We start from the raw sequence: 19,769 nt of genomic DNA, 5'->3' as shown, positions 1-19,769 counted from the left end.
AGCGCGCGGGGGCACGTGCGGGTGCCGGGGGATACACGGGCGCCGATACGCCGGCGGGCGTACCGCGCGCCGGAGAGCGCGGGGTCGCGGTGGAGAAGCGACGGGCTCTGTCCCGGAGCCACGCCGTACGAGTGCCGAACCGACGGACACTCTCGCGGCGGCTGCGTCACCAGGCCGCCGTGAGACGCGGGTGGTAACCCGCTCAGTTGAGCTTAACCGGCGGGTAACGAGCGCGCCAGCCCTGGGAACCGGTCGGACGATGTGATCTGGATCGCCGCCCGGCTGGCTACGCTGACGGGCATGGACGAGGCCATGGACGAGGAGCTGCGGTCCCTCGCGGACCGGTTACGGGACGAGGCCGGGGGCGCGGTGGCCCGGTACGAACGGCTGCTGGCCACCCGGGACGGCGAAGAGCTCGCCGCCGTCCTCACCGCGCCGGGGGAACCGCTGTGGGCGCGTGAGCTCGCCGCCTTCCGGCTGGGGCTGGCCGGTGACCGCCGCGCCTTCGAAACCCTCATCCTGCTGCTCAACCACCGCGACCCCGAACGGTGCGTCTCCGCCGCGTACGCCCTGTCGCGGCTCGGCGACCCGCGCACGGCGAGGGCCGCCGCGGCGCTGGCCACCAATGAGCTGCGCGTCGCCTACGCGCTGGTACCGGTCCGGCTGCTGGCCGGACTGCGCGCCCCGGAGTCCGTGCCCTCGCTGATCACCGTGCTGGAACGGCGCCTGGCGGTGGGCGACCCGCACTGGCGGGTGGGCGTCGCGTGCGCGGAGGGCCTGGGCGCGCTGGCCGACCCGCGCGCCCGGCCGGTTCTGGAGGCCGCCCGGGCCCACCCCCGCCTGGCCCGCGCGGCAGCGGCCGCGCTCACCCGGCTGCCCCGGGGCTGACCGCCGCGGCGGGGGCCGGCGGCCGGGACGCCCGGACGCCACCGCGCCGGCCCCCGGCCGGGCCCGGCCCCTCGCCGGTGCCCCCCCGTCCGGCGCCGGGGGGCGGTTCAGGGGCGCAGCGACCGGGCGTAACGCAGCTCCATGAGCGTGGTCCCGGCCACCTGCCAGGGCTCCTCCGCGCCGTCCGGGGCGAAGCCGGCCGCCTCGTAGAAGCACCGCGCCCGGGTGTTGCCCGTCAGGACCCACAGCCGCAGGGCCGGGTACCCGGCGGCGGTCGCCCGGGCCACCGACTCCGCGAGCAGCGCCCGTCCCGCACCGGTGCCCACCTGGTCCGGCCGGACGTACACCGCGTACAGCTCGCCGTCGCCGGCAGCTCCCTCGTCCGCCCGGTACGGGCCGTGGCAGGCCCAGCCGACCACCGAACCGGCCCGCTCCGCGACCAGATCGACCACCCGGGCGCCCGCCTCCGCCAGGTGCCTGCGGCGCACCTCCGTGTCCGCCTCGACGCTCATCGCCCGCAGGTACCAGCGGGGCAGCAGCCCCTGGTAGGCGGTCTGCCAGCCGCGCACCCGGACCTCGGCCACCGCCGCGCAGTCGTCCTCGGTCATCCGGCGCACCCGCACCGGTGCCGCGGTCATGGTCGGGGGTCCACCGGGACGAGCGCGAAGGCCTCGGTCTCCACCAGCAGTTCGGGACGGAACAGCGCGGTCACCTGGACCGCCGAACTGGCCGGCGGGCGGGAGGTGTCGATGACCTCGTCACGTGCCGCCCGGACCGCGGGCAGGTGGGCGACGTCCGTGACGAAGTACGTCAGCTTCACCACGTCGTCGAAGGAGGCGCCCGCCGCGGCGAGGCACCGGCGCAGGTTCTCGAAGACTTGGCGGGCCTGGGCCCCCGGGTCGCCCTCGCCCACCACTTCACCGTCCGGGCCGATGGCGCACTGCCCGGATATCGCGATGAACCGGCCGGTGCCCCACACGACATGGCTGTAGCCGGAACCGGGGGAGACGCCGTCAGGGGCGCGCAGATGGGTGAGGTGCGTCGTCATGCGCCACATCCTGCCGCAGGCCACTGACAGCGCGGCCGGTCACCTCACGTGGCCCAGCAGTCCCTGCGGTACCGCACCGCCCGTCCTGCCACCCGTGGCCGGGTCCGTCCCGCCGCCCGTGACCCCGGCGGGCTTCCCACCGGCCGCCCGGCCCGCCGACGGCTCCGGCTCCGGGGCCGGAGCGCACTCCGCGTCGGCGGCGCCGCCGTTCCGGCCGCCGCGCGGCACCTCGCCGGTCTCCAGGTACCTGGCCAGGTGCCGGTCCAGGCAGGCGTTGCCGGCCAGCGTGATCGCGTGGTTGCCGCCGCCCCGCTCGACGACCAGGCTCGAACCGCGCAGCCGGTGGTGGACGGCGACCCCGCCCTCGAAGGGTGTGGCCGCGTCGTCCGTGGCCTGGAACAGCAGCACCGGCGGCAGGTCGTCGTTGGTGACGTCCGGCGGGGTCAGCGACTCGACCGGCCAGAACGCGCAGGGCGCGTTGTACCAGGCGTTGTTCCAGGTGGAGAAGGGCGCCTTGACGTGCACGTCCCAGCTGTCCCGGTGCCAGACACCCCAGTCGCGCGGCCAGCCGGCGTCCCGGCACTGCACCGCCGCGTAGACGGAGTAGCCGTTGTCGTCCGACGCGTCGTGCGCGGCGAGCCCCTGATGGGCCGACACCAGCGGCGCGGGGTCCTTGTCGTTCACGTAGGCGGAGAACGCCCCCGCCAGAACCGGCCAGAAGCCGTTGTAGTAGCCGCCGGGCAGGAAGGTGTCCTCCAACTCGGCCGGGCCGACCCGCTTGCCCGCCGGCCGGGTCCGGAGCTCGGCGCGCATGGCGTACCAGCGGGCCTCGACCCTCGCCGGGTCGCTGCCCAGCCGGTAGACGTCGTGGTGCTTGGCCACCCAGGCCAGGAACGCCTTGTGGCGGGCGTCGAAGGCGAAGTCCTGGGCGATGTTCACGTCGTACCAGACGCCGTGCGGGTTGACGACGGAGTCCAGCACCAGGCGCCGTACCCGGTGCGGGAAGAGCTTGGCGTAGACCGTGCCCAGGTAGGTCCCGTAGGAGTAGCCGAAGTAACTGATCCGGGGCGCGCCCAGGGCCTGCCGGATCACATCGAGGTCCTTGGCCGTGCTGACGGTGTCGATGTGCCGCAGCAGGGGGCCGTACTTGTCGCCGCAGGCCCGGGCGAACGAGGCGGCCCGGGCCAGGTTCTCCCGCTCGGCCCGCTGGTCGGCCGGTACGGAATCGGGCCGCGGCGGCGCGAAGTGGCCGGGCCGGCAGTCGAGGGCCGGCCGGCTCGCCCCCACGCCGCGCGGATCGAAGCCGACGATGTCGTACTGGGCGGCGACCTTCGCGGGCAGTGAGGCGGCGACGAATCCGGCCATCGACCGGCCGCTGCCACCGGGGCCGCCCGGATTGACCAGCAGCGGGCCCTGCGAGGTCTTCGCGGTGTGCGCGATACGGGAGAGCGCGAGGGTGATCCCCTCACCGCCCGGTTCGTCGTGGTCCAGCGGCACCCGCACCGAGGCGCACTGGAGCTTGGGGTACTGCTTGGTGGCGCACCCCTTCCAGGTGAGGGAAGGGGTGCGCGGCTCGGCGGCCGACGGACCCGCCGCGATCGCGCCCGCCACCAGCGCCCCGGCGGCGATCAGTGCCCCTGCGCGTCTTTGCATACGGCCTCCCGAGCCGGCGGAACGGGACTGCACGGGACACAGCCCTCGGCGCATCGTCCCCGCATTCCGGCCCGGGAGGGCATGGGTGCGGCAGAGTTGACCCGTTCAGAGGAGGGTCAGCTGGGTGCCCCCGGCGGCACCGGCCGCCCCCGGCGGCGGGGCCGGGAGGCGCCGGGCCACACTCCGCCGTGCCGGGCCCACGCCGAACTCGTCCGCCAGTTCGTGCACCTGCCGGGTGATCCGGCGCTGGTACCACTTCGGCGCGTAGGCGCCGTCCGCGTACAGCCGCTCGTAGCGGCGCACCAGGTGCGGGTGGTGGCGGCCCAGCCAGGCCATGAACCACTCCCGCGCGCCCGGCCGCAGATGCAGCACCAAGGGGGTCACCGACGTCGCTCCGGCGGCGGCGATCGCGCGGACGGTGGCCCGCAGTTGGTCGGGGTGGTCGCCCAGGAAGGGGATGACCGGCGCCATGAGGACCCCGCAGCCGATGCCGTGGCCGGTCAGCTCCCGGACCACGTCCAGGCGGCGCTCCGGCGGGGGAGTGCCCGGCTCGACGGTCCGCCACAGCTCGTGGTCGGTGAAGCCGACGGACACACAGATGCCCACGTCGGTCACCTCCGCCGCCTGCCGCAGCAGGTCCAGGTCCCGGAGGATGAGGGTGCCCTTGGTGAGGACGGAGAACGGGTTGGCGTGGTCGCGCAGGGCGGCGATGATCCCGGGCATCAACCGGTAGCGGCCTTCCGCGCGCTGATAGCAGTCGACGTTCGTGCCCATCGCGATGTGCGCGCCCTGCCAGCGCGGTGAGGCCAGTTGGCGGCGGACCAGCTCGGGCGCGTTGACCTTGACCACGATCTGTGAGTCGAAGCCGGTCCCGGTGTCCAGGTCGAGGTAGCCGTGCGTCTTGCGGGCGAAGCAGTACACGCAGGCGTGCGTGCAGCCCCGATAGGGATTGACCGTCCATTCGAACGGCATGCGCGAGGCGCCCGGCACCCGGTTCACGATCGAACGGGCCCGCACCTCGTGGAAGGTGATCCCCCGGAACTCGGGGGTGTCGAAGGTGCGGGTGGTCACGGCGTCCGCGCCGAAGAGCACGGGATCCGCGGCCACGGCGGGGTTCTCACTCAGGTTGTCCCAGCGCATGACGTCTCCTCGGTGGTTCCTCGGCGGCACTGGAGCAGAGAATAGAACAAACGTTCCCATGATCGCCTCCGGGGATTTGGGCCCGGCCGGCGCAGGTGGTTGGCTGGTGCTCCCCTTAGGAACGAGTGCTGGAGGCAGGGCATGGCGCAGGTCGAGGCCACGACGGAGCGGGTCATCGCGGCGGACGCGGAGACGGTGTTCGACGCGCTGGCCGACTACCGGGACACCCGCCGGAAGCTGCTGCCCGAGCACTTCAGCGAGTACGAGGTGCGCGAGGGCGGCGACGGCCAGGGCACCGTCGTCCACTGGAAGCTCCAGGCGACCAGCAAGCGCGTCCGGGACTGCCTGCTGGACGTCACCGAGCCCACCGGCGGGGAGCTGGTGGAGAAGGACCGCAACTCCTCCATGGTCACCACCTGGACCGTCACCCCGGCCGGGGAGGGCCGCTCCAGGGCCGTCGTCACCACCGTCTGGAACGGCGCGGGCGGTATCGGCGGCTTCTTCGAGAGGACCTTCGCCCCCAAGGGCCTGGGGCGGATCTACGACGAGGTGCTCGCCAAGCTGGCCGCCGAGGTCGAGAAGTGACCGGCTGACCACCGGGCGGCCACGGCCGCGGTCACCGGTTCGGGTGGTCTTCCCGACGGCCCCCCGGCGCGCGGGACGTACCGGACGCGCCGGGGATTTCCGTCGAACCCCCTGATGAACGCCCCGAACGGGACTCCGGGCGCACCCGCCGTCGTCTCCCGCGCCCCCCGCCGGTCACCATGTCCGGGTTGCGCCGTCCGAGTGCGCGACGCGAAGAATGGCGCCGCGCAGACGCGACGGAGGGGAGCGGTTTCGTGGGCGGGTTCTCGCTGGTGCAGAACGGGCGGCAGGCGGCGCCACCGCCCCCCGGCGAACCGGCCACCGCGCCCCCGCGCGCCGTGCCGCCCGGACCCGGCCGGGTACGCCTGGCCGCGGCCGGTCTCCTGCTCGCGCTGCTGCTCGCCGCGCTCCAGCAGATGATCGCCGTCACCGCGCTCCCCGGGGCCGCCGACGGGCCCCGGGGGCCCGGCCGGCCGCCCTGGGCCACCACGGCCCACCTCCTGGCCACCGCCGTCGGCGCCCTGCTGTTCGGCAGGCTCGGCGACCTCCGCGGCCGCAAGGGCGCCTTCCAGTTCGCCGCCGCCGTCTTCGTGGCCGGCTCCGCGCTGGCCGGCTGGTCACGCACCACGGACCAGCTCATCGCCTTCCGCGCCCTCCAGGGCATCGGCGCGGGCGGTCTGGTCGTCGGCGCCCAGGCGATCATCACGGACATCGTCCCGGCCCGGGCACGCGGCCGGTACACGGGGCTCGTCTGCGCCGCCTTCGGCCTCGGCTCCGCCGCCGGACCGCCGCTCGGCCACCTCCTCACCGGCCAGGTCTCCTGGCGCTGGTGCTTCCACGGCGCCGTCCCCCTCACCCTGCTCGCCCTGACCGCGGTCACCGCCGCGCTGCGGACGACCGGCCCGAAGCCGTCCCGACCGGCCGTGCCCGGACGCTTCGACATCCTGGGCGCGCTGCTGCTCACCGCCGCCTCCACCTGCCTGGTCCTGCTGGCCGGCTGGGGCGGTACGCGGTACCCCTGGGGCTCCCGGGAGGTCGCGGGCCTGGCCTGCGGAGCCGCCGGGACCCTGCTGCTGCTGATGGTGGTCGAGAACTACGCGCCCCAGCCCCTCGTCCCGCTGCGGCTCTTCCGCGACCGGGTGTTCGTCCTGGCCGGCGTGACCGGCGCCGTCCTCGGGGCCGCGCTGTTCGCCGCCGCCGGCTGCCTGCCGCTCCTCCTCCGGGCCGTCCCCCCCGACGGCGCCGCCGGGCCGGATCCGCTGACGCTGCCCCTGGCGGGCGGCGTCGCCGTCGGCGCCGTCCTGTCCGGTTGCCTCGTCGGCCGCACCGGCCACCACAAGCTCCACCCGGTCCTCGGCTGCGCCGCCGCGGCCACCGGCATGTGGCTGCTGTCCCGGACGGACGCCGGCGCTCCGCGCCTGGAGCAGGGCGCCTGGCAGGCCGTACTCGGCGCCGGTGTCGGCCTGGCGCTGCCGGTCCTCGTCCTGGCCGTCCGCGACGCCGTGCCGGCCGCCGACGCCGGCAGCGCCACCGTCGCCCACCACTACTTCCGCCAGCTCGGCGGCTGCCTGGGCGCCACCGCCTGCGGCGCCCTCCTCGCCGACCGCCTCGCCCGCACCCTCCCCGGCGGGGCGCCCGCCGGAGCGGAGCTGCCGCCCGGGGCCCTGGACGGCCCCGCGGACGCCGCCCGGCCGGCGCACACCCTGCCGGCCGCCCTGCGGGACGGCTACGTCCAGGCGTACGCCGGGACGGTGCCGGGGATCCTGCTGCTGCTCGCCGCGCTGCTCGCACTGGGCCTGGTCCTCGCCCTGTTCCTCCGGAGCGGACCGCCGGCGACCCTCCGCGTCCCGTCGGCCAGCACGGCGCCCGGGCCCCTTTTCGGGGTCCCGGTGTCCGGCACCGTCCGCCACCCCGACGGCTCGCCCGTACCGCTCGCCGCCGTCACCCTCATCGACGGGCACGGCCGGCAGGTCGGGCGGGCCACGAGCGGGGACGACGGGCGGTACGCGCTGAGCGCGCCCGGCAGCGGGGCGTACGTCCTGGTCGCGGCGGCGGGCGGACACCGGCCGCAGGCCGCCACGGTGACGGCCGGCGAACGGCCGGCCGAGCTCGACGTGGTGCTCGGCGGCGTGGGGCGGCTCGCCGGAACCGTCCGCGCCGCCGACGGCACGCCCCTGCCGGACGCGACGGTCACCCTCACCGACGGACGCGGTGACGTGGTGGCCGGCGCCCGCGGCGGACGCGAGGGCGGATACGTGATCACCGGCCTGGTGGCGGGGGCGTACACCCTGGCGGCCGGCGCCCCCGGTTTCCGGCCCGCCGCGCTGCCGGTGGAGGTGGACGCCCTCCGCGAGACCCGGCAGGACGTCGAGCTGACCGGCGGGGCGATGCTGTGCGGGGCGGTACGGGCCCCCGGCGGCCGGCTGGTCGAGGACGCGCGGGTGACGCTGCTGGACGCGGTGGGAAATGTGGTCCACACACTCACCACGGGCCCCGAGGGCACATTCCGTTTCGCGGACCTCTCAGCGGGCGAGTACACGCTGATCGCGGCCGGGTACCCGCCGGTCGCCACCGTCCTGCAGGTGGCGGGCGGCGGGGGCACCGAACGCGATCTCCGGCTCGGGCACGGGTACTGATTGGCCGTCAGTTCCGTTCTCCGGTCGGCCGATTCCCCGGACCCCCGGCGCACAACGGCGCGCGGGTCGTACCGTGGTGACACAGCCGCGGGTCCCCGTGGCGGGGAAGGAGCCCGACCCCATGGACAGTGGCGCCGAGCAGCCGCTCCCGCAGCCGTCCCCGGCGGCGGCCGGCACTCCGCTGGCACTGGTCGTCGTGGACCACGACGGCCTGGTGTCGCACTGGTCGGACGGCGCCCGGCTGCTGTTCGGGCCCGGTGGTGGGGCAGCGGTCGGGCAGCCCGCCGTCGAACTGCTGCCCGTCTCCGGCGCCCTGGCCGAGGACCGGGGCGACCCCTGGCACGACCTGCCCGGGCTCGACACCTCGCTGAGCGGCGGCACCTCCTACCCGGCGGCCGGCCGCGCCCGGCTGTCCGGACCCGGCGGCGAGCGCACCGACGTGCTGTGGTGGGCCTACCCGCTGGTCGGCCCGGGACGTGAACGGCTGCTCGTCCTGGCCGCGGACGCGACTCGGTTCGCCGGCGCCGACGGGCCCGCCGGACCGGAGGACGGGGAGGACGGGGAGGGCGAGCGGATCGCGCCCGGCTTCGCCCTGCACACCGACTTCCCCGGGCACTCCGACATGGCCCGGCGGCTCCCCGGCATCCTGCCGGGCATGGACGGGCGCACGGCGGACCGGGTCGTCTCCCAGGTGCTGGAACTGGGCTACCCGGTGGTGGAGTTCAGCCGGCACGAACGGCTGCCGGTCACCCCCGACTGGGGTGTGCCCCGCCGGGCGGGAGGCGGCACGCGGCACCGGCCGGCCCAGCGGGAGGCGGACCTCGAGTACGCCGCCGTGCGCGAGCGGCTCGAATTCCTCAACGAGGTGAGCGGCCGCATCGGTTCCTCGCTCGACCTGGCCCGCACGATCCAGGAGGTCGGCGCGGCGGTGGTGCCCCGGTTCACCGACGTCGCGGACACCTACCTGCGCGAGCAGGTGGTGGCGGGCGAGGGGTTCCCCGACGGACCACCCGACGCCACCACCCTGTGGCACCGGGTCGCCGTCGAGCACACCGAGGAGCCGGGCCGCTGGGACGACGTGGTGCCGGTCGGCGAGTCCCTCCCCTTCCCCGTGCACACCCCGTTCTTCCAGTGCGTGACCAGCGGTGAACCGGTCCTGGTCCCGCGCATCGGCGAGGAACTGGCCGAACGGATCGCCGCCCGGTTCGAGAAGCGCGACATCCGGCCGCTGATCAGCGGCCGGTCCATGCTGGTGGTGCCGCTCAAGGCCAGGGACGCGGTGCTCGGCTTCATGATCCTGCTGCGCGGCCCCGGGCGCCCCGTCTTCGACGACATGGACCGGGTCACCGGCTCCGAACTCGCCGCGCGGGCCGGGCTCGTCCTGGACAACGCGCGGATGTACACGTACCAGGAGAGCGTCGCCGACCTGCTCCAGGACGCCATGCTGCCCAAGGCCGCCCGGCGCACGGCCGGCTGCGACACCGCCACCCGCTACCTGCCGGGCACCCTGCTGGGCCGGGTCGGCGGCGACTGGTTCGACGCCGTCGAGCTGCCCGGGTCCAGGACCGCGCTGGTGGTGGGGGACGTGATGGGCCACGGGCTGACCTCGGCCGCCATGATGGGCCAGTTGCGCACCGCCGTCCAGACCCTCGCGGCCCTCGGTCTGCCGCCCGCGCAACTGCTGCGCAACCTCGACGACCTGGCGCAGCGGCTCGGCGAGCACTACCTCGCCACCTGCCTGTACGCGGTGTACGACCCGGTCGGCGGCGAACTGCTGCTGGCGAACGCCGGCCATGTGCCGCCGGTGCTGGTCCGGGCGGCGGACGGGCGCAGCCGCCTCCTCGACCTGCCGACCGGCGCCCCCATCGGCGTCGGAGGGGTGCCCTTCGAGACGGTACGGGTGCCCGTCGCGCCCGGCGACCGGCTCGTCATGTGCACGGACGGGCTGGTGGAGATGCGCGGCGAGGACATCGGGGTGGGGCTCACCACGCTGTGCGCGTCGGCCGCCCACCCCGCCGCCTCCATGGACGACGCCTGCGACACCATCGTCCGGGCCCTGGGTGCCCGTGGCGGCCGCAAGGACGACGTCGCCCTGCTGATGGCCCGGCTCAACGGCATCCCACCCGGTGACGTCGCCCGCTGGGAGCTGGACCCCGAACCGGGGCAGGTGCCCCGCGCCCGCCGGCTGGTGCGGGAACAACTCGCCGCCTGGGGCCTGGAGGCGCTGGGCGGCACCGTCGAGCTCCTGGTCGGCGAGGTCGTCGGCGACGCGGTACGGCACGCTTCCGGCACCCGGCCGGTGGAACTGCGCCTGGTGCGGACCGACGTGCTGCTGTGCGAGGTCACCGACGACGGGGACACCCCGCCGGCCCTGCTGGGCACGGGCCCGGGGGACGAGCGCGGGCGGGACCTGCGGCTGGTGAGCGGCCGGGCCGCCGAGTGGGGCGCGAACCGGGCCGGTGACGGTACCTCGGTGTGGTTCCGGCTGCCGCTGCCCAGGGCGTGACCGGGCCGGCCGTGCCCGGCCGTACCCCGGTACGCGCCGGAGGTCCGCCGGCGGGCCGGGCGGTGGCGCCCCGGGCGGTGGCGCGCCGGTCGGCGCCCGGCCGGGTACGCCCCGCTCAGCTCCTGCCGCGCCCGGACATCGCGTCGCGCAGCCGGTCGACGAGCCCGGCGCCCCGGTCGAGGAGCTTGTTGGCCGGCGGCCGGTCGGGGGCCGCGGGGTGGGGGCGGGTCGGCGCCGTCCTCTTGGCCTGCCGGACCTTCTCGCCCAGCCGCTCGAGCTGCTCGGCCGAGCAGGCGTTCCGCAGCCGTGGGAAGAGGTTGTCCTCCTCGTCCAGGACGTGCGCCCTGATCTCCGTCATCAGCTTGCTCATCAGTACGTCGAAGCGCGGGTCGTCCGCCTCGCAGCTCTCCAGGTCCTTCATGGTCCGCTCGGCGGCCGTGTGGTCGTTCAGCTCCTTGTCCGCCAGCGCGTCACCGCCGACGATGTGCTCCCTGACCGCCGGGTAGAGGTACTCCTCCTCGGCGACCGCGTGCCGGACCAGCTCCATGGTGGCCTGGTCCGCGTACCGCTTGCGCATGGGGTCGCCGGACGGCAGTTCCTCGATGTTGGTGAAGAGCTCCTCCACCTCCTCGTGGTCCCGGGTCAGCTCGTCGATGACGTCTCCGCCGTGTCCCATGTCCTTGCTCCTTCGCGGGGGAAGTCGGCTTTCCGTATCACCATCAAACTCCGCCGCCGTCACGCTTCGCGTATTGGTGCTCGCTCAGCGTGTCGCTGGCGGTGCCGGCGGTCACCGCTCCGCCGTGAGCTGGGCCATTCCGCGGTGGCCGGCCCCGGGGTACGGTGCTGGCCGCACCCGCCTCGCACCCGGACGGACCAGCAGTGCCCGCAGACCTCACCCCGCTGATAGCGGCGACCGCGCAGTGGCTGACGCGCGCCTATCCGTCCGGTGGCGGGGCGCTGGACCGGGTGCTGGCCCAGACCCAGGCGCGGCAGGCCGCGACGGTGGCCGCCTGGCTGCGCTATCCGACGGAGCTGGACGCCGCGCTGGTCACCATGGCCGGGCCCGGGGGCTCGGGCCGGCTCGACCGGATCACCGGGGCGGACGGCTCCGTCGCCGGCGACCCGGAGCGCCATCCGTGGCGCACCTGGGTCGACGAGGTCGTCGCGAGCTGGGCGGCCTGTCTGCTCGGCACACCGGGGCTGGCGGGCAGTGCCACGGCCGCCCTGTCCGGCTCCGGTCACCTGGGGGAGGTCCGGGTCGACTTCCGCCGCCTGGTGGCACCGGACGAGCACGACCTGCGGGCCGCCGCGCTGCTGCGCCACCCCGACCTCCTCGCCCCGGTGGCCGAGCTGCACCGCGCCGAACTGCTGGTCCGCCTGAAGCGGGGCACGGCGCTGACGGGGTGAGCCCGCACGGCGTGCCGGTACCGGTGCCGGCGCCGCGCCGGGGCCGGGGTCACCGGTCCGACGCGCCGCCGGGGCGCAGGCCCCTGATCCGCCCGTCGAGCTCCCGCCGGTAGAAGTCGATGAAGCCGTCCGGGTCGGGGCCGGCGTTCTGCATGACCAGCATGTCGAAGCCGGCGTCCACGAAACCCTGCGCGACCTCGGTGTACCGGGCCGGGTCCGGACCGCAGGCGAACTTCTCCAGGATGTCCTCCTCGCGCACGGTGGTGGTCGCCGCCTCGAAGTTCACCGGGTTGGGCAGCTCGCTCATCACCTTCCAGCCGGTCACCGCCCAGCGCGAGGTCTCCAGGGCCGCCTTGGCCGCGCCGCGCTCGTCGGGCGCCCAGGCCATCGGGACCTCGGCGTAGCGCGGGCCGTCCCCGCCCGCCTCCCGGTACCCCTGGACGATCTCCGGCTTGGCCTCGGTGGCGAACAGCCCGTCGCCCAGCTCGGCGGCGATCCTGGTCGACACCGGGCCGCTGGCGGCCACCGCGATCGGGGGCAGCTCGTCGGGCAGGTCGAACACCCGGGCGTCCTCGATCCGCAGGTGCTTGCCCTCGTACGAACGGTAGCCGCCCAGCCAGAGCAGCCGGATGATCTCCAGCGCCTCCCTGAGCATCTCGTGCCGGGTGCTGACCGAGTCGGGGAAACCCTGGCCCACGACGTGCTCGTTGAGCCGCTCCCCGGAACCGACGCCCAGGGTGAAGCGGCCGTCCGACAGCAGCGCCATCGTCGCCGCGGCCTGGGCGACGATCGCGGGGTGGTAGCGCACGGTGGGGCAGGTCACGCCGGTCGCCAGCCCGATGCGGTCGGTCTTCGCCGCGATGCTGCCCAGCACGGTCCAGGTGAACGGCGAGTGCCCCTGGTTGTCCAGCCAGGGGTGGTAGTGGTCGCTGATCTCCACGAAGTCGAAGCCCGCCTCCTCGGCGAGGACCGCCTGCCGTACCAGCTCCGCCGGGCCGAACGACTCGGACGCCAGTTTGTACCCGATCTTCATATGCTCCTCGTCCCCTCGCGCGCCTCCGGTCCGCGCAGAGGTACCCCGCACGCACCGGGGGCGTAACGGGGCCGCGGCCCGGTCACCCTTCTGCCCCTGACCGCGCGCCGGACACCACGCCGCGGTCCGTCCGGTGCCCCTCGCCGGTGGCCCCCGCTCTCCCGCCAGGCGACGGGTGTTCAGGGGCGGCCCGAGAGCACGTCGGCGACCGCGGCGATGCCGGCCGTGATGGCGCGCTCGCCCACGTCGCCGAAGCCCAGGACCAGTTGCGCCGGTGTCGTCGCGCCGGAGGCGCGGCAGGCGCTCATGCCGTACAGGCCCACCGACCTGGCCCGGGCCGCAGCGACGACGGCCCGCTCGTCGGCCGAACGCCCCAGGTGGGCCACGGCGTGGAAGCCGGCGGCGAGGCCGGTCAAGGCCACGTCCGGGGCGTGCTCGTCGAGCGCCGCCACGAGCGCGCCCCGCCGGGTCGCGTAGGTGGCCCGCATCCTGCGCAGATGCCGGTCGTACCGGCCCGACTCGATCATCCGCGCCAGGGCGAGCTGATCGAGGGTGGGCGAGCCCCGGTCGCTCACCTGCTTGATCTCCACCAGCGACTGGGTCAGCGAGGGCGGGCAGAGCAGCCAGCCGATGCGCAGGGCCGGGGCCAGGGACTTGCTGACGGTGCCGATGGAGATCACCCGGTCCGCCGCCAGGCCCTGCAACGCGCCCACCGGCTCCCGGTCGTAGCGGAACTCCGCGTCGTAGTCGTCCTCGATGACGACGCCGTCCCGCCGGCCGGCCCACTCGATCAGAGCGAGCCGCCGCTCGGGGGTGAGCGCCACACCGGTCGGCCACTGGTGGGCGGGCGTCACGACGACCGCCCGGGCCCCGGTCGCGGCCAGCGCCCGGACGTCGACGCCCTGCCGGTCGACCGGTACGGGGACCGCCTCCAGCCCCGCCGAGGCCGCGACGGCGCGGGCGGAACCGGGTGATCCGGGGTCCTCGTAGGCCACGGTGCGGATACCGTCGCGGGCCAGGGCGCGCAGGGCCAGGCCGAGGCCCTGCGCGTAGCCGGAGCAGATGACGATCCGTTCGGGGTCGGCCGCGGCGGCGCGTACCCGCCGCAGGTAGCCGGCCACCACGTCGCGCAGGACCGCGCTGCCGCGCGGGTCGCCGTAGTCGAGTTCCGCGGCCGGCATGGCCCGTGCCGCCTCACGCATCGCCCACAGCCAGTCGGTGAGGGGGAAACTCCGCAAGTCCGGTACGCCCCAACGGAAATCGGCCGTCAGGGGCGGGGGCGCGGTGGGCGCCGGGGCGGGGGCAGCGGGTCCGCAGGCCCCGGCCGCCACCCGGGTGGCCGAGCCGACCTGCGCCAACAGGTAGCCCTCGGCCTGGAGTTGGGCATAGCAGTCCTGGACGAGGCCCCGGGAGAGGCCGAGGCCACGGGCGAGTTCGCGCGAGGAGGGCAGCCGCTCGCCCGCGCTGAGCCGTCCGGTGCGGATGGCCTCGCGCAACTGGCGCTCGACCTGCGAGCGCAGCGGTTCGCCGCTGTCGCGCTCGACGGCGATCAGGAGTTCGGGTGACAGACCGGACCACTGGAGGGGCACGGAATTGGAGCTTACCGGCGATCCACCCGCGGCCGTACGGTCGGCTCATGACCATGTCGACCGACTCCCCGGGGCCGACTCCGCCACCCGCGGCGCGGCCGGCGTTGCTGACGCGTCCGCTGATGGTGCGCCTGGTGAGTGTGATCGGCGCGTCGGCGAGCTTCTACCTGCTGCTGTCGGTGGTGCCGCTGTACGCCGGGGAGACCGGCGCGGGCGGCGGCGGCGCGGGGGCGGCCACCGGCGCGCTGATGCTGGCCACGGTCCTCGGCGAACTGGTCGCGCCCCGGTTCGTCACCCGCTGCGGCTACCGCGTGGCGCTGGCGGCGGGGCTGTTCCTGCTGGGCGCTCCGGCCCTGGTGCTGACCGCCTTCTCCGGCATGGCCTGGATCGTGGTGGTCTGTCTCCTGCGGGGGCTGGGGTTCGCGCTCACGGTCGTGGCGGGCGGGGCGCTGACAGCCTCCCTCATCCCGGCCGAGCGCCGTGGTGAGGGCCTGGCGCTGGTCGGCATCATCTCCGGTGTGCCGTCGCTGATCGCGCTGCCGCTGGGCGTCTGGCTCGCCGCGCACGTGGGGTACGGGCCGGTGGCCGTGGCCGGCGGGGCGCTCGCGCTGGCCGCGATCGTCTCGGTGCCGTGGCTGCCGGACCGGGAACTGATGGCGGGGCCGGCGATCGGCGTGCTGGCCGGGGTGCGCGAGGGCAGGCTGCTGCGACCCGCCCTGGTCTTCGCGAGCACCGCGCTGGCCGCCGGCATCGTGGTGACCTTCCTGCCGCTCGCCGTCCCGTCGTCGTCCGCCGGTCTGGTGGCCGTCGCGCTGTTCGCGCAGCCCGCCGCCTCCACCGTCGCCCGCTGGGTCGCCGGGCGCCAGGGCGACCGGCGCGGCTCCTCCCGGCTGGTCCTGCCCGGCCTGCTCGTGTCGGCCGTGGGCATGCTGGTGACGGCGCTGACCCACAGCCCGGTCGCGGTGGTGGCCGGTGTCGCCCTGTTCGGCGTCGGCTTCGGCATCACCCAGAACGCCACCCTGACGCTGATGTACGCGCGTGTGCCCGCCTCCGGGTACGGCACGGTCAGCGCGTTGTGGAACTTCGCCTATGACGCCGGCATGGGCATCGGCGCGGTGGGCTTCGGCGTGGTCGCCGGCCTGACGGGTTACCCCTGGGCGTTCGTCCTGACCGCCGCCCTGATGCTCGCCGCCCTGGGGCCGGCCTGGCGGGACCGCCCCGCGAAGCCGGGCCCCGGTACGGACGCCTCCTGAACCCCCCCCGGCGCGGTGGAATGTCCCCGCTCCGCCGACTTGTGCCCTGTTCCGGAGACGACGTCCCGTCGGAATAATTCAATCCGCAACATTCAGTGCCGATGTCACAGGACACGGGCCGCAAATCGGTGGACAAACTATGACGTCGTGACGTAACTTTTCTGCCATGCTCTCAACTCCCCGCATTGGCCGGCCGGTTAACGGTTCTTGAGAAAGAATTCAGCTCCGCCGGCCGTGAGCCGGCGGAAGTCGTGGACGAGACGACCGAGTTTGCGCGAGTCACGCAAGCGTTCCACAAAGACGCCTGCGTAAGCCATCGAACGCAATCGACTGAATGCCCGTGGACACAATCGAAGACGGGATGGATAAGGCCTTCTCATGCTCGTGAGCAAAACGCTGTCAGGAACCGCCACATTACACAACCCCCATGCGGAGGAAGCCGATTCCGCAGGCGACGAGAATTTAGCAGCACGACGAAAACGCATCCCGGACCCGGTCGAGAACTCGTCGGACCGGCCGGGTGTCGGAGTCGCGGTCCTGGCGAGCCGCACGCTGATGCGGGTCGCACTCCGCACCGTCATCACGGAATCCCCGGACATGGAACTGGTGGCAGAGGCCACCACCCCGCAGCAACTGAACCGGATTCTGGCCATGGAGGCCCCGCGGATCGTCCTCCTCGACGACGCGGACCCGGCCTGGGAGACCGCCGACGTCCTGCGCCGCGTCCGCCAGCACGGGCACCGGGTGGGGGTGATCATCCTCAGCGATCCGGCCACCATGGACGGGGCGCTGGAGTACCTCCGCACGGGCGCCGACGCCGTCGTCCTGAACGACGGGGCGCAGGACGAGGTCGCCGCCGCGGTCCGGGCGGTGTCGGCGGGACACGCCGTCATCCCGCCGCCGCTCGCCCGGAAGCTGGTCGACCTGGTCGGTGGCCGTGTCCCCCCGCTCCCCGCGGGTGATCAATTGTCCACGCTGACCGCGCGCGAGCAGGAGATCTTCGAACTGGTCATCACCGGGATGTCCAACCAGGAAGTGGCGCGGGCGCTCGTGCTCAGCGAGCGAACGATAAAGTTCCACGTCTCCAATCTGCTCCGCAAGCTCGGTGTACGGAACCGTACCCAGGCTATTGTCTACGCGCGTGACCGTTGTCTGCCGGAGGCCCGATGAGACCGCCCGCGGGGAGCGTCGCGTCGAGTGCGGCGGTGTCGAGAACCGCCGGCCCCGCCGGAAAATCGAAGGTGAACGTCAGGCGAGCGCGAGCGGAATCGAGTACGCGCAGCATTTCGTCATGGCTGGACGCCCGGCCGAACAGGATGTCCAGATCGGTCGTGGAAACACCTCCGGAAATCGAAGCGCCCGGGCGTACAAAAGCTCGGTACCCTGACACCCCCTCAGTATTCCGGAGCTCCTTGGCGCCGTCAACAGATACCAGTCGGCACGGCAGGGGAGGGGCCTGATTCATGAAATGGAAAACGACGTCCCCGGGAGAGACGAAGGCGGCCCGGACGGGTTCTCCGAGTGCCACGAGTCCGGCCATCCGAATCATGTCCTGACCCGAGGCCCGCAGCACCAGTTCGCCGAGGTGTCCCCCCAGCCGTCCGTTGACCTCGATGAGCCTGGGACCCGCCGGGGTCAGCTTGATCTCGACATGGGTCAGTCCGTTCTCGACCCCGAGGGCGGTGACGGCTCGGCCGGCGAGGTCCAGGACCCGCCGCGTCTCGGGGGCGGACAGCACCGCGGGGAGGAAGGAGCCCCGCTCGCGGAACGGCGGAAGCAGCCGGAACTTGCCGGTGACGCCCAGGTGCGCGACCCGGCCCCGCTGGACGACGCTCTCCACCGACACCTGGTCGCTGAACTCGCCGCCGGGCCGGCCCGGCAGGTACTCCTCGACGACGAAGCCGGTCTCCTCGTCCGCCTCCGCCAGGCGGGCGAGGAGACCGGGGACGTCGTCACCCCCGTCGATCCGGTAGGTGTTGCGGCTCCCCTCGCTGACCACGGGCTTCACGATCGCCGGGTACCCGACCTCCGCGAGGGCCGGAGGCAGGCCGTCGAGAGCGGTGACCCGCCGGCAGCGGACGCTGTCCACGCCGGCCTCCCGCAGGCAGGCCCGCTGGCGCCACTTGTCCGTCAGACGCTCCACGGTCCGCCGGTCGTGGAACTCCAGCCCCAGCCGGCCGGCGAGTTCCGCGGTGACCGGCAGCATGCGCTCGCTGAAGGTGACGACGCCCTCCGCACCGGCCCGCCGGAGCCGCGCGGCCGCCCGGTCGGGTCCGTCCGCCAGGGAGACCACCTCGCCCATGTCCCGCAGCAGCGGCAGCAGCGGCTCGGTGTGAGCGTCCTCGGGGTCCACCACGAAGACCAGTGGGGCGACCGGCGAGAGCGATGCGGTGATCTCGGCGACCGACGCGGCTCCCCGGTCGTAGACGACGGCCAGCCGGGGGCGGTGCGACGCGTGTTCCATGGGTGCTCCGAATCCGACGGGGGCTCAGCCGGCCGTGGGCCAGTCGAGGGCGGGCGTGGTGGCCAGAGCGGCCCGGTCCAGCTTGCCGTTGGCGTTGACCGGCAGGGCGGAGACGCGTACCAGCCGGTGCGGGACCATGTACGGCGGCAGCAGGGCGCGCAGATGGGCGCGGACGGTGGCGGGGGCCGGTGCGTCGGGCTCCCGCAGCACCACATGGGCGGACAGGACCTTCTGGCCCGCCCTGTTCAGCCGCACCGAGCAGGCGGCCTGCCGGACACCGGACAGGGACAGCAGCGCGGCCTCGATCTCCCGCAGCTCGATCCGGTGCCCGCGGATCTTGACCTGGTCGTCGGTCCGGCCGATGTAGTGCAGCCGGCCGGCCCCGTCCCGAACCGCCCAGTCACCGCTGCGGTAGTGGCGCACCCCCGTAGCGGCGTCCACCACGAACCGCTCGCGCGTCAGTTCCGGCCGGCCGAGGTAGCCGTCGCTCACCCCGCTGCCCGACACCCAGATCTCGCCCGCCTCGCCGTCGGCCACCTCGCGCCCGGCGGCGTCGCGCAACGACACCGCGAGGTGCGGGAGCGGCACACCGACGGGGGTGCGGTCGGCACGCGCCGCGCGGACCGCGCCGGCGTCCAGGAGCGTCCAGGTGACATGCACCGTGGTCTCCGTGATCCCGTACATGTTGACGATCCGCACGTGCGGGGCGGCTCCCGCGTCGAACCACCCGGCGAGGTCCTCGGGCCGGATCGCCTCGCCCCCCAGGACGACGTAGCGCAGCCGGGGGAGCGGGTGCCCCGAGCGCAGCACCTCCTTGGCCAGGAAGCCGAAGATGGACGGTGTCTGGCTGAGGACGGTGACCCCCGCGGCGTCCAGCAGGGCGACCAGGGCGGCCGGGTCCGTGCCGGCCGACCTGGGGACGATCAGGGCCGTCCCGCCGGTCGTCAGGGCGCCCCACAGCTCCCACACGCTGAAGTCGAAGCTGAACGAGTGGGACACCGCCCAGACGTCGGCCGGCCGCAGGTCGAGCACCTGCCCGCAGGCGTCCAGGAGCGCGGTCACCTGCGCGTGCCGGACCACGCAGCCCTTGGGCGTACCGGTCGAGCCCGACGTGTGGATGACATAGGCGGTCTCCGGGGACACCGGCCAGCACAGGTCGCCACGGGCGGGGGGCCGGGCCGCGACCGTGAAGCGGCCCGCCTTTCCCAGCGGCACCTCGTCCGCCTCCAGCGCGGCGTCGGTGACGACGAGTCGCGCACCGCAGTCGTCCCGGACGAACAGGCGCCGCTCCGTGGGGTGTTCGGGGTCGATCGGCACATAGCCCCGTCCACTGCGCAGGACGCCCAGCAGCGCCACGGGCGCGAACCGGGTGCGGCCGGCGCGGACGGCGACGAGACGGTCGGTCGCGGCGGCGACCTCCCGCAGGGCCGAGGCGATGTCGGCGCTCGCCCGGCGGACCTCGTCGTAGGTGAGGGAGCCCTGCTCGTCGGCCACGGCGGTCTTCGCCGGGTCACGGCCGGCCATCTCCTCGAAGCGGCCGGATATGGTCGCGCGATCACACATGTCG

General features: G+C 74.5%; 16 protein-coding genes. 7 read left to right on the top strand and 9 right to left on the bottom strand.

What is annotated here, in order from left to right; translation table 11 throughout:
• The first annotated feature begins 312 nt into the window (after positions 1-312).
• Positions 313-888: an adenylosuccinate lyase gene (locus tag AB0H53_RS07130; RefSeq protein WP_362108563.1), complete on the top strand. Its 576-nt coding sequence runs from the start codon at positions 313-315 to the stop codon at positions 886-888.
• Between the two features lie 107 nt (positions 889-995).
• Here AB0H53_RS07130 and AB0H53_RS07125 read toward each other — a convergent pair whose 3' ends face one another.
• The 4 genes from AB0H53_RS07125 to AB0H53_RS07110 all read right to left on the bottom strand — a co-directional run bounded on the left by AB0H53_RS07125 (position 996) and on the right by AB0H53_RS07110 (position 4,729).
• A complete protein-coding gene (locus AB0H53_RS07125; RefSeq protein WP_362108374.1) occupies positions 996-1,526 on the bottom strand; it encodes a GNAT family N-acetyltransferase in 531 nt (176 codons plus the stop codon).
• Complete coding sequence (locus AB0H53_RS07120; protein ID WP_362108372.1) at positions 1,523-1,936, bottom strand: RidA family protein; 414 nt, start codon at positions 1,934-1,936, stop codon at positions 1,523-1,525. The genes AB0H53_RS07125 and AB0H53_RS07120 overlap by 4 nt, the downstream gene beginning before the upstream one ends.
• A gap of 39 nt (positions 1,937-1,975) precedes the next feature.
• A complete protein-coding gene (locus AB0H53_RS07115) occupies positions 1,976-3,589 on the bottom strand; it encodes an alpha/beta hydrolase (protein ID WP_362108370.1) in 1,614 nt (537 codons plus the stop codon).
• Between the two features lie 105 nt (positions 3,590-3,694).
• On the bottom strand, positions 3,695-4,729 hold the full coding sequence (locus AB0H53_RS07110; protein WP_362108369.1) for an Rv2578c family radical SAM protein: 1,035 nt from the start codon (positions 4,727-4,729) through the stop codon (positions 3,695-3,697).
• A 141-nt stretch (positions 4,730-4,870) separates the two neighbouring features.
• Between AB0H53_RS07110 and AB0H53_RS07105 the strand changes: the two genes are divergently transcribed.
• The 3 genes from AB0H53_RS07105 (at position 4,871) to AB0H53_RS07095 (ending at position 10,456) form a co-directional block, all read left to right on the top strand.
• Positions 4,871-5,314: an SRPBCC family protein gene (locus tag AB0H53_RS07105; RefSeq protein ID WP_362108367.1), complete on the top strand. Its 444-nt coding sequence runs from the start codon at positions 4,871-4,873 to the stop codon at positions 5,312-5,314.
• Between the two features lie 254 nt (positions 5,315-5,568).
• Positions 5,569-7,950 (top strand): MFS transporter, encoded by a 2,382-nt coding sequence (locus tag AB0H53_RS07100; protein ID WP_362108365.1) that lies wholly within the window; start codon positions 5,569-5,571, stop codon positions 7,948-7,950.
• Positions 7,951-8,071: 121 nt separating this feature from the next.
• On the top strand, positions 8,072-10,456 hold the full coding sequence (locus AB0H53_RS07095) for a SpoIIE family protein phosphatase (protein ID WP_362108363.1): 2,385 nt from the start codon (positions 8,072-8,074) through the stop codon (positions 10,454-10,456).
• A gap of 115 nt (positions 10,457-10,571) precedes the next feature.
• Here AB0H53_RS07095 and AB0H53_RS07090 read toward each other — a convergent pair whose 3' ends face one another.
• A complete protein-coding gene (locus AB0H53_RS07090) occupies positions 10,572-11,132 on the bottom strand; it encodes a hemerythrin domain-containing protein (RefSeq protein WP_362108361.1) in 561 nt (186 codons plus the stop codon).
• Between the two features lie 203 nt (positions 11,133-11,335).
• On the opposite strand from AB0H53_RS07090, the gene AB0H53_RS07085 reads away from it, so the two are divergent.
• On the top strand, positions 11,336-11,863 hold the full coding sequence (locus AB0H53_RS07085; protein ID WP_362108359.1) for a hypothetical protein: 528 nt from the start codon (positions 11,336-11,338) through the stop codon (positions 11,861-11,863).
• 49 nt (positions 11,864-11,912) lie between these two features.
• Here AB0H53_RS07085 and AB0H53_RS07080 read toward each other — a convergent pair whose 3' ends face one another.
• Both AB0H53_RS07080 and AB0H53_RS07075 read right to left on the bottom strand, forming a co-directional pair.
• The gene (locus AB0H53_RS07080) at positions 11,913-12,896 is read right to left on the bottom strand and encodes a TIGR03557 family F420-dependent LLM class oxidoreductase (protein WP_362108357.1); all 984 of its coding nucleotides are present in this window, start codon (positions 12,894-12,896) and stop codon (positions 11,913-11,915) included.
• Between the two features lie 179 nt (positions 12,897-13,075).
• Entirely contained in the window at positions 13,076-14,485 is a 1,410-nt protein-coding gene (locus AB0H53_RS07075) for a PLP-dependent aminotransferase family protein (protein WP_362108355.1), read from the bottom strand.
• 47 nt (positions 14,486-14,532) lie between these two features.
• Between AB0H53_RS07075 and AB0H53_RS07070 the strand changes: the two genes are divergently transcribed.
• Both AB0H53_RS07070 and AB0H53_RS07065 read left to right on the top strand, forming a co-directional pair.
• Positions 14,533-15,738 (top strand): MFS transporter, encoded by a 1,206-nt coding sequence (locus AB0H53_RS07070; RefSeq protein WP_362108353.1) that lies wholly within the window; start codon positions 14,533-14,535, stop codon positions 15,736-15,738.
• 378 nt (positions 15,739-16,116) lie between these two features.
• A complete protein-coding gene (locus AB0H53_RS07065) occupies positions 16,117-16,908 on the top strand; it encodes a response regulator transcription factor (protein WP_362108351.1) in 792 nt (263 codons plus the stop codon).
• On the opposite strand, the gene AB0H53_RS07060 is transcribed toward AB0H53_RS07065, so the two are convergent.
• The gene (locus tag AB0H53_RS07060; protein WP_362108349.1) at positions 16,865-18,202 is read right to left on the bottom strand and encodes an ATP-grasp domain-containing protein; all 1,338 of its coding nucleotides are present in this window, start codon (positions 18,200-18,202) and stop codon (positions 16,865-16,867) included. The genes AB0H53_RS07065 and AB0H53_RS07060 overlap by 44 nt on opposite strands.
• A 24-nt stretch (positions 18,203-18,226) precedes the next feature.
• Positions 18,227-19,765 carry an amino acid adenylation domain-containing protein gene (locus AB0H53_RS07055; protein WP_362108347.1) on the bottom strand — a complete coding sequence of 513 codons (1,539 nt, stop codon included), beginning with the start codon at positions 19,763-19,765 and terminating at the stop codon, positions 18,227-18,229.
• Between the last annotated feature and the right edge of the window lie 4 nt (positions 19,766-19,769).

It is taken from the genome of Streptomyces sp. NPDC050856, assembly GCF_040653855.1.
In the GTDB taxonomy this organism is placed as follows: domain Bacteria; phylum Actinomycetota; class Actinomycetes; order Streptomycetales; family Streptomycetaceae; genus Streptomyces.
The sequence above is the reverse complement of the archived record's forward strand: the minus strand, read 5'-3'. Positions and strand labels throughout refer to the sequence as shown.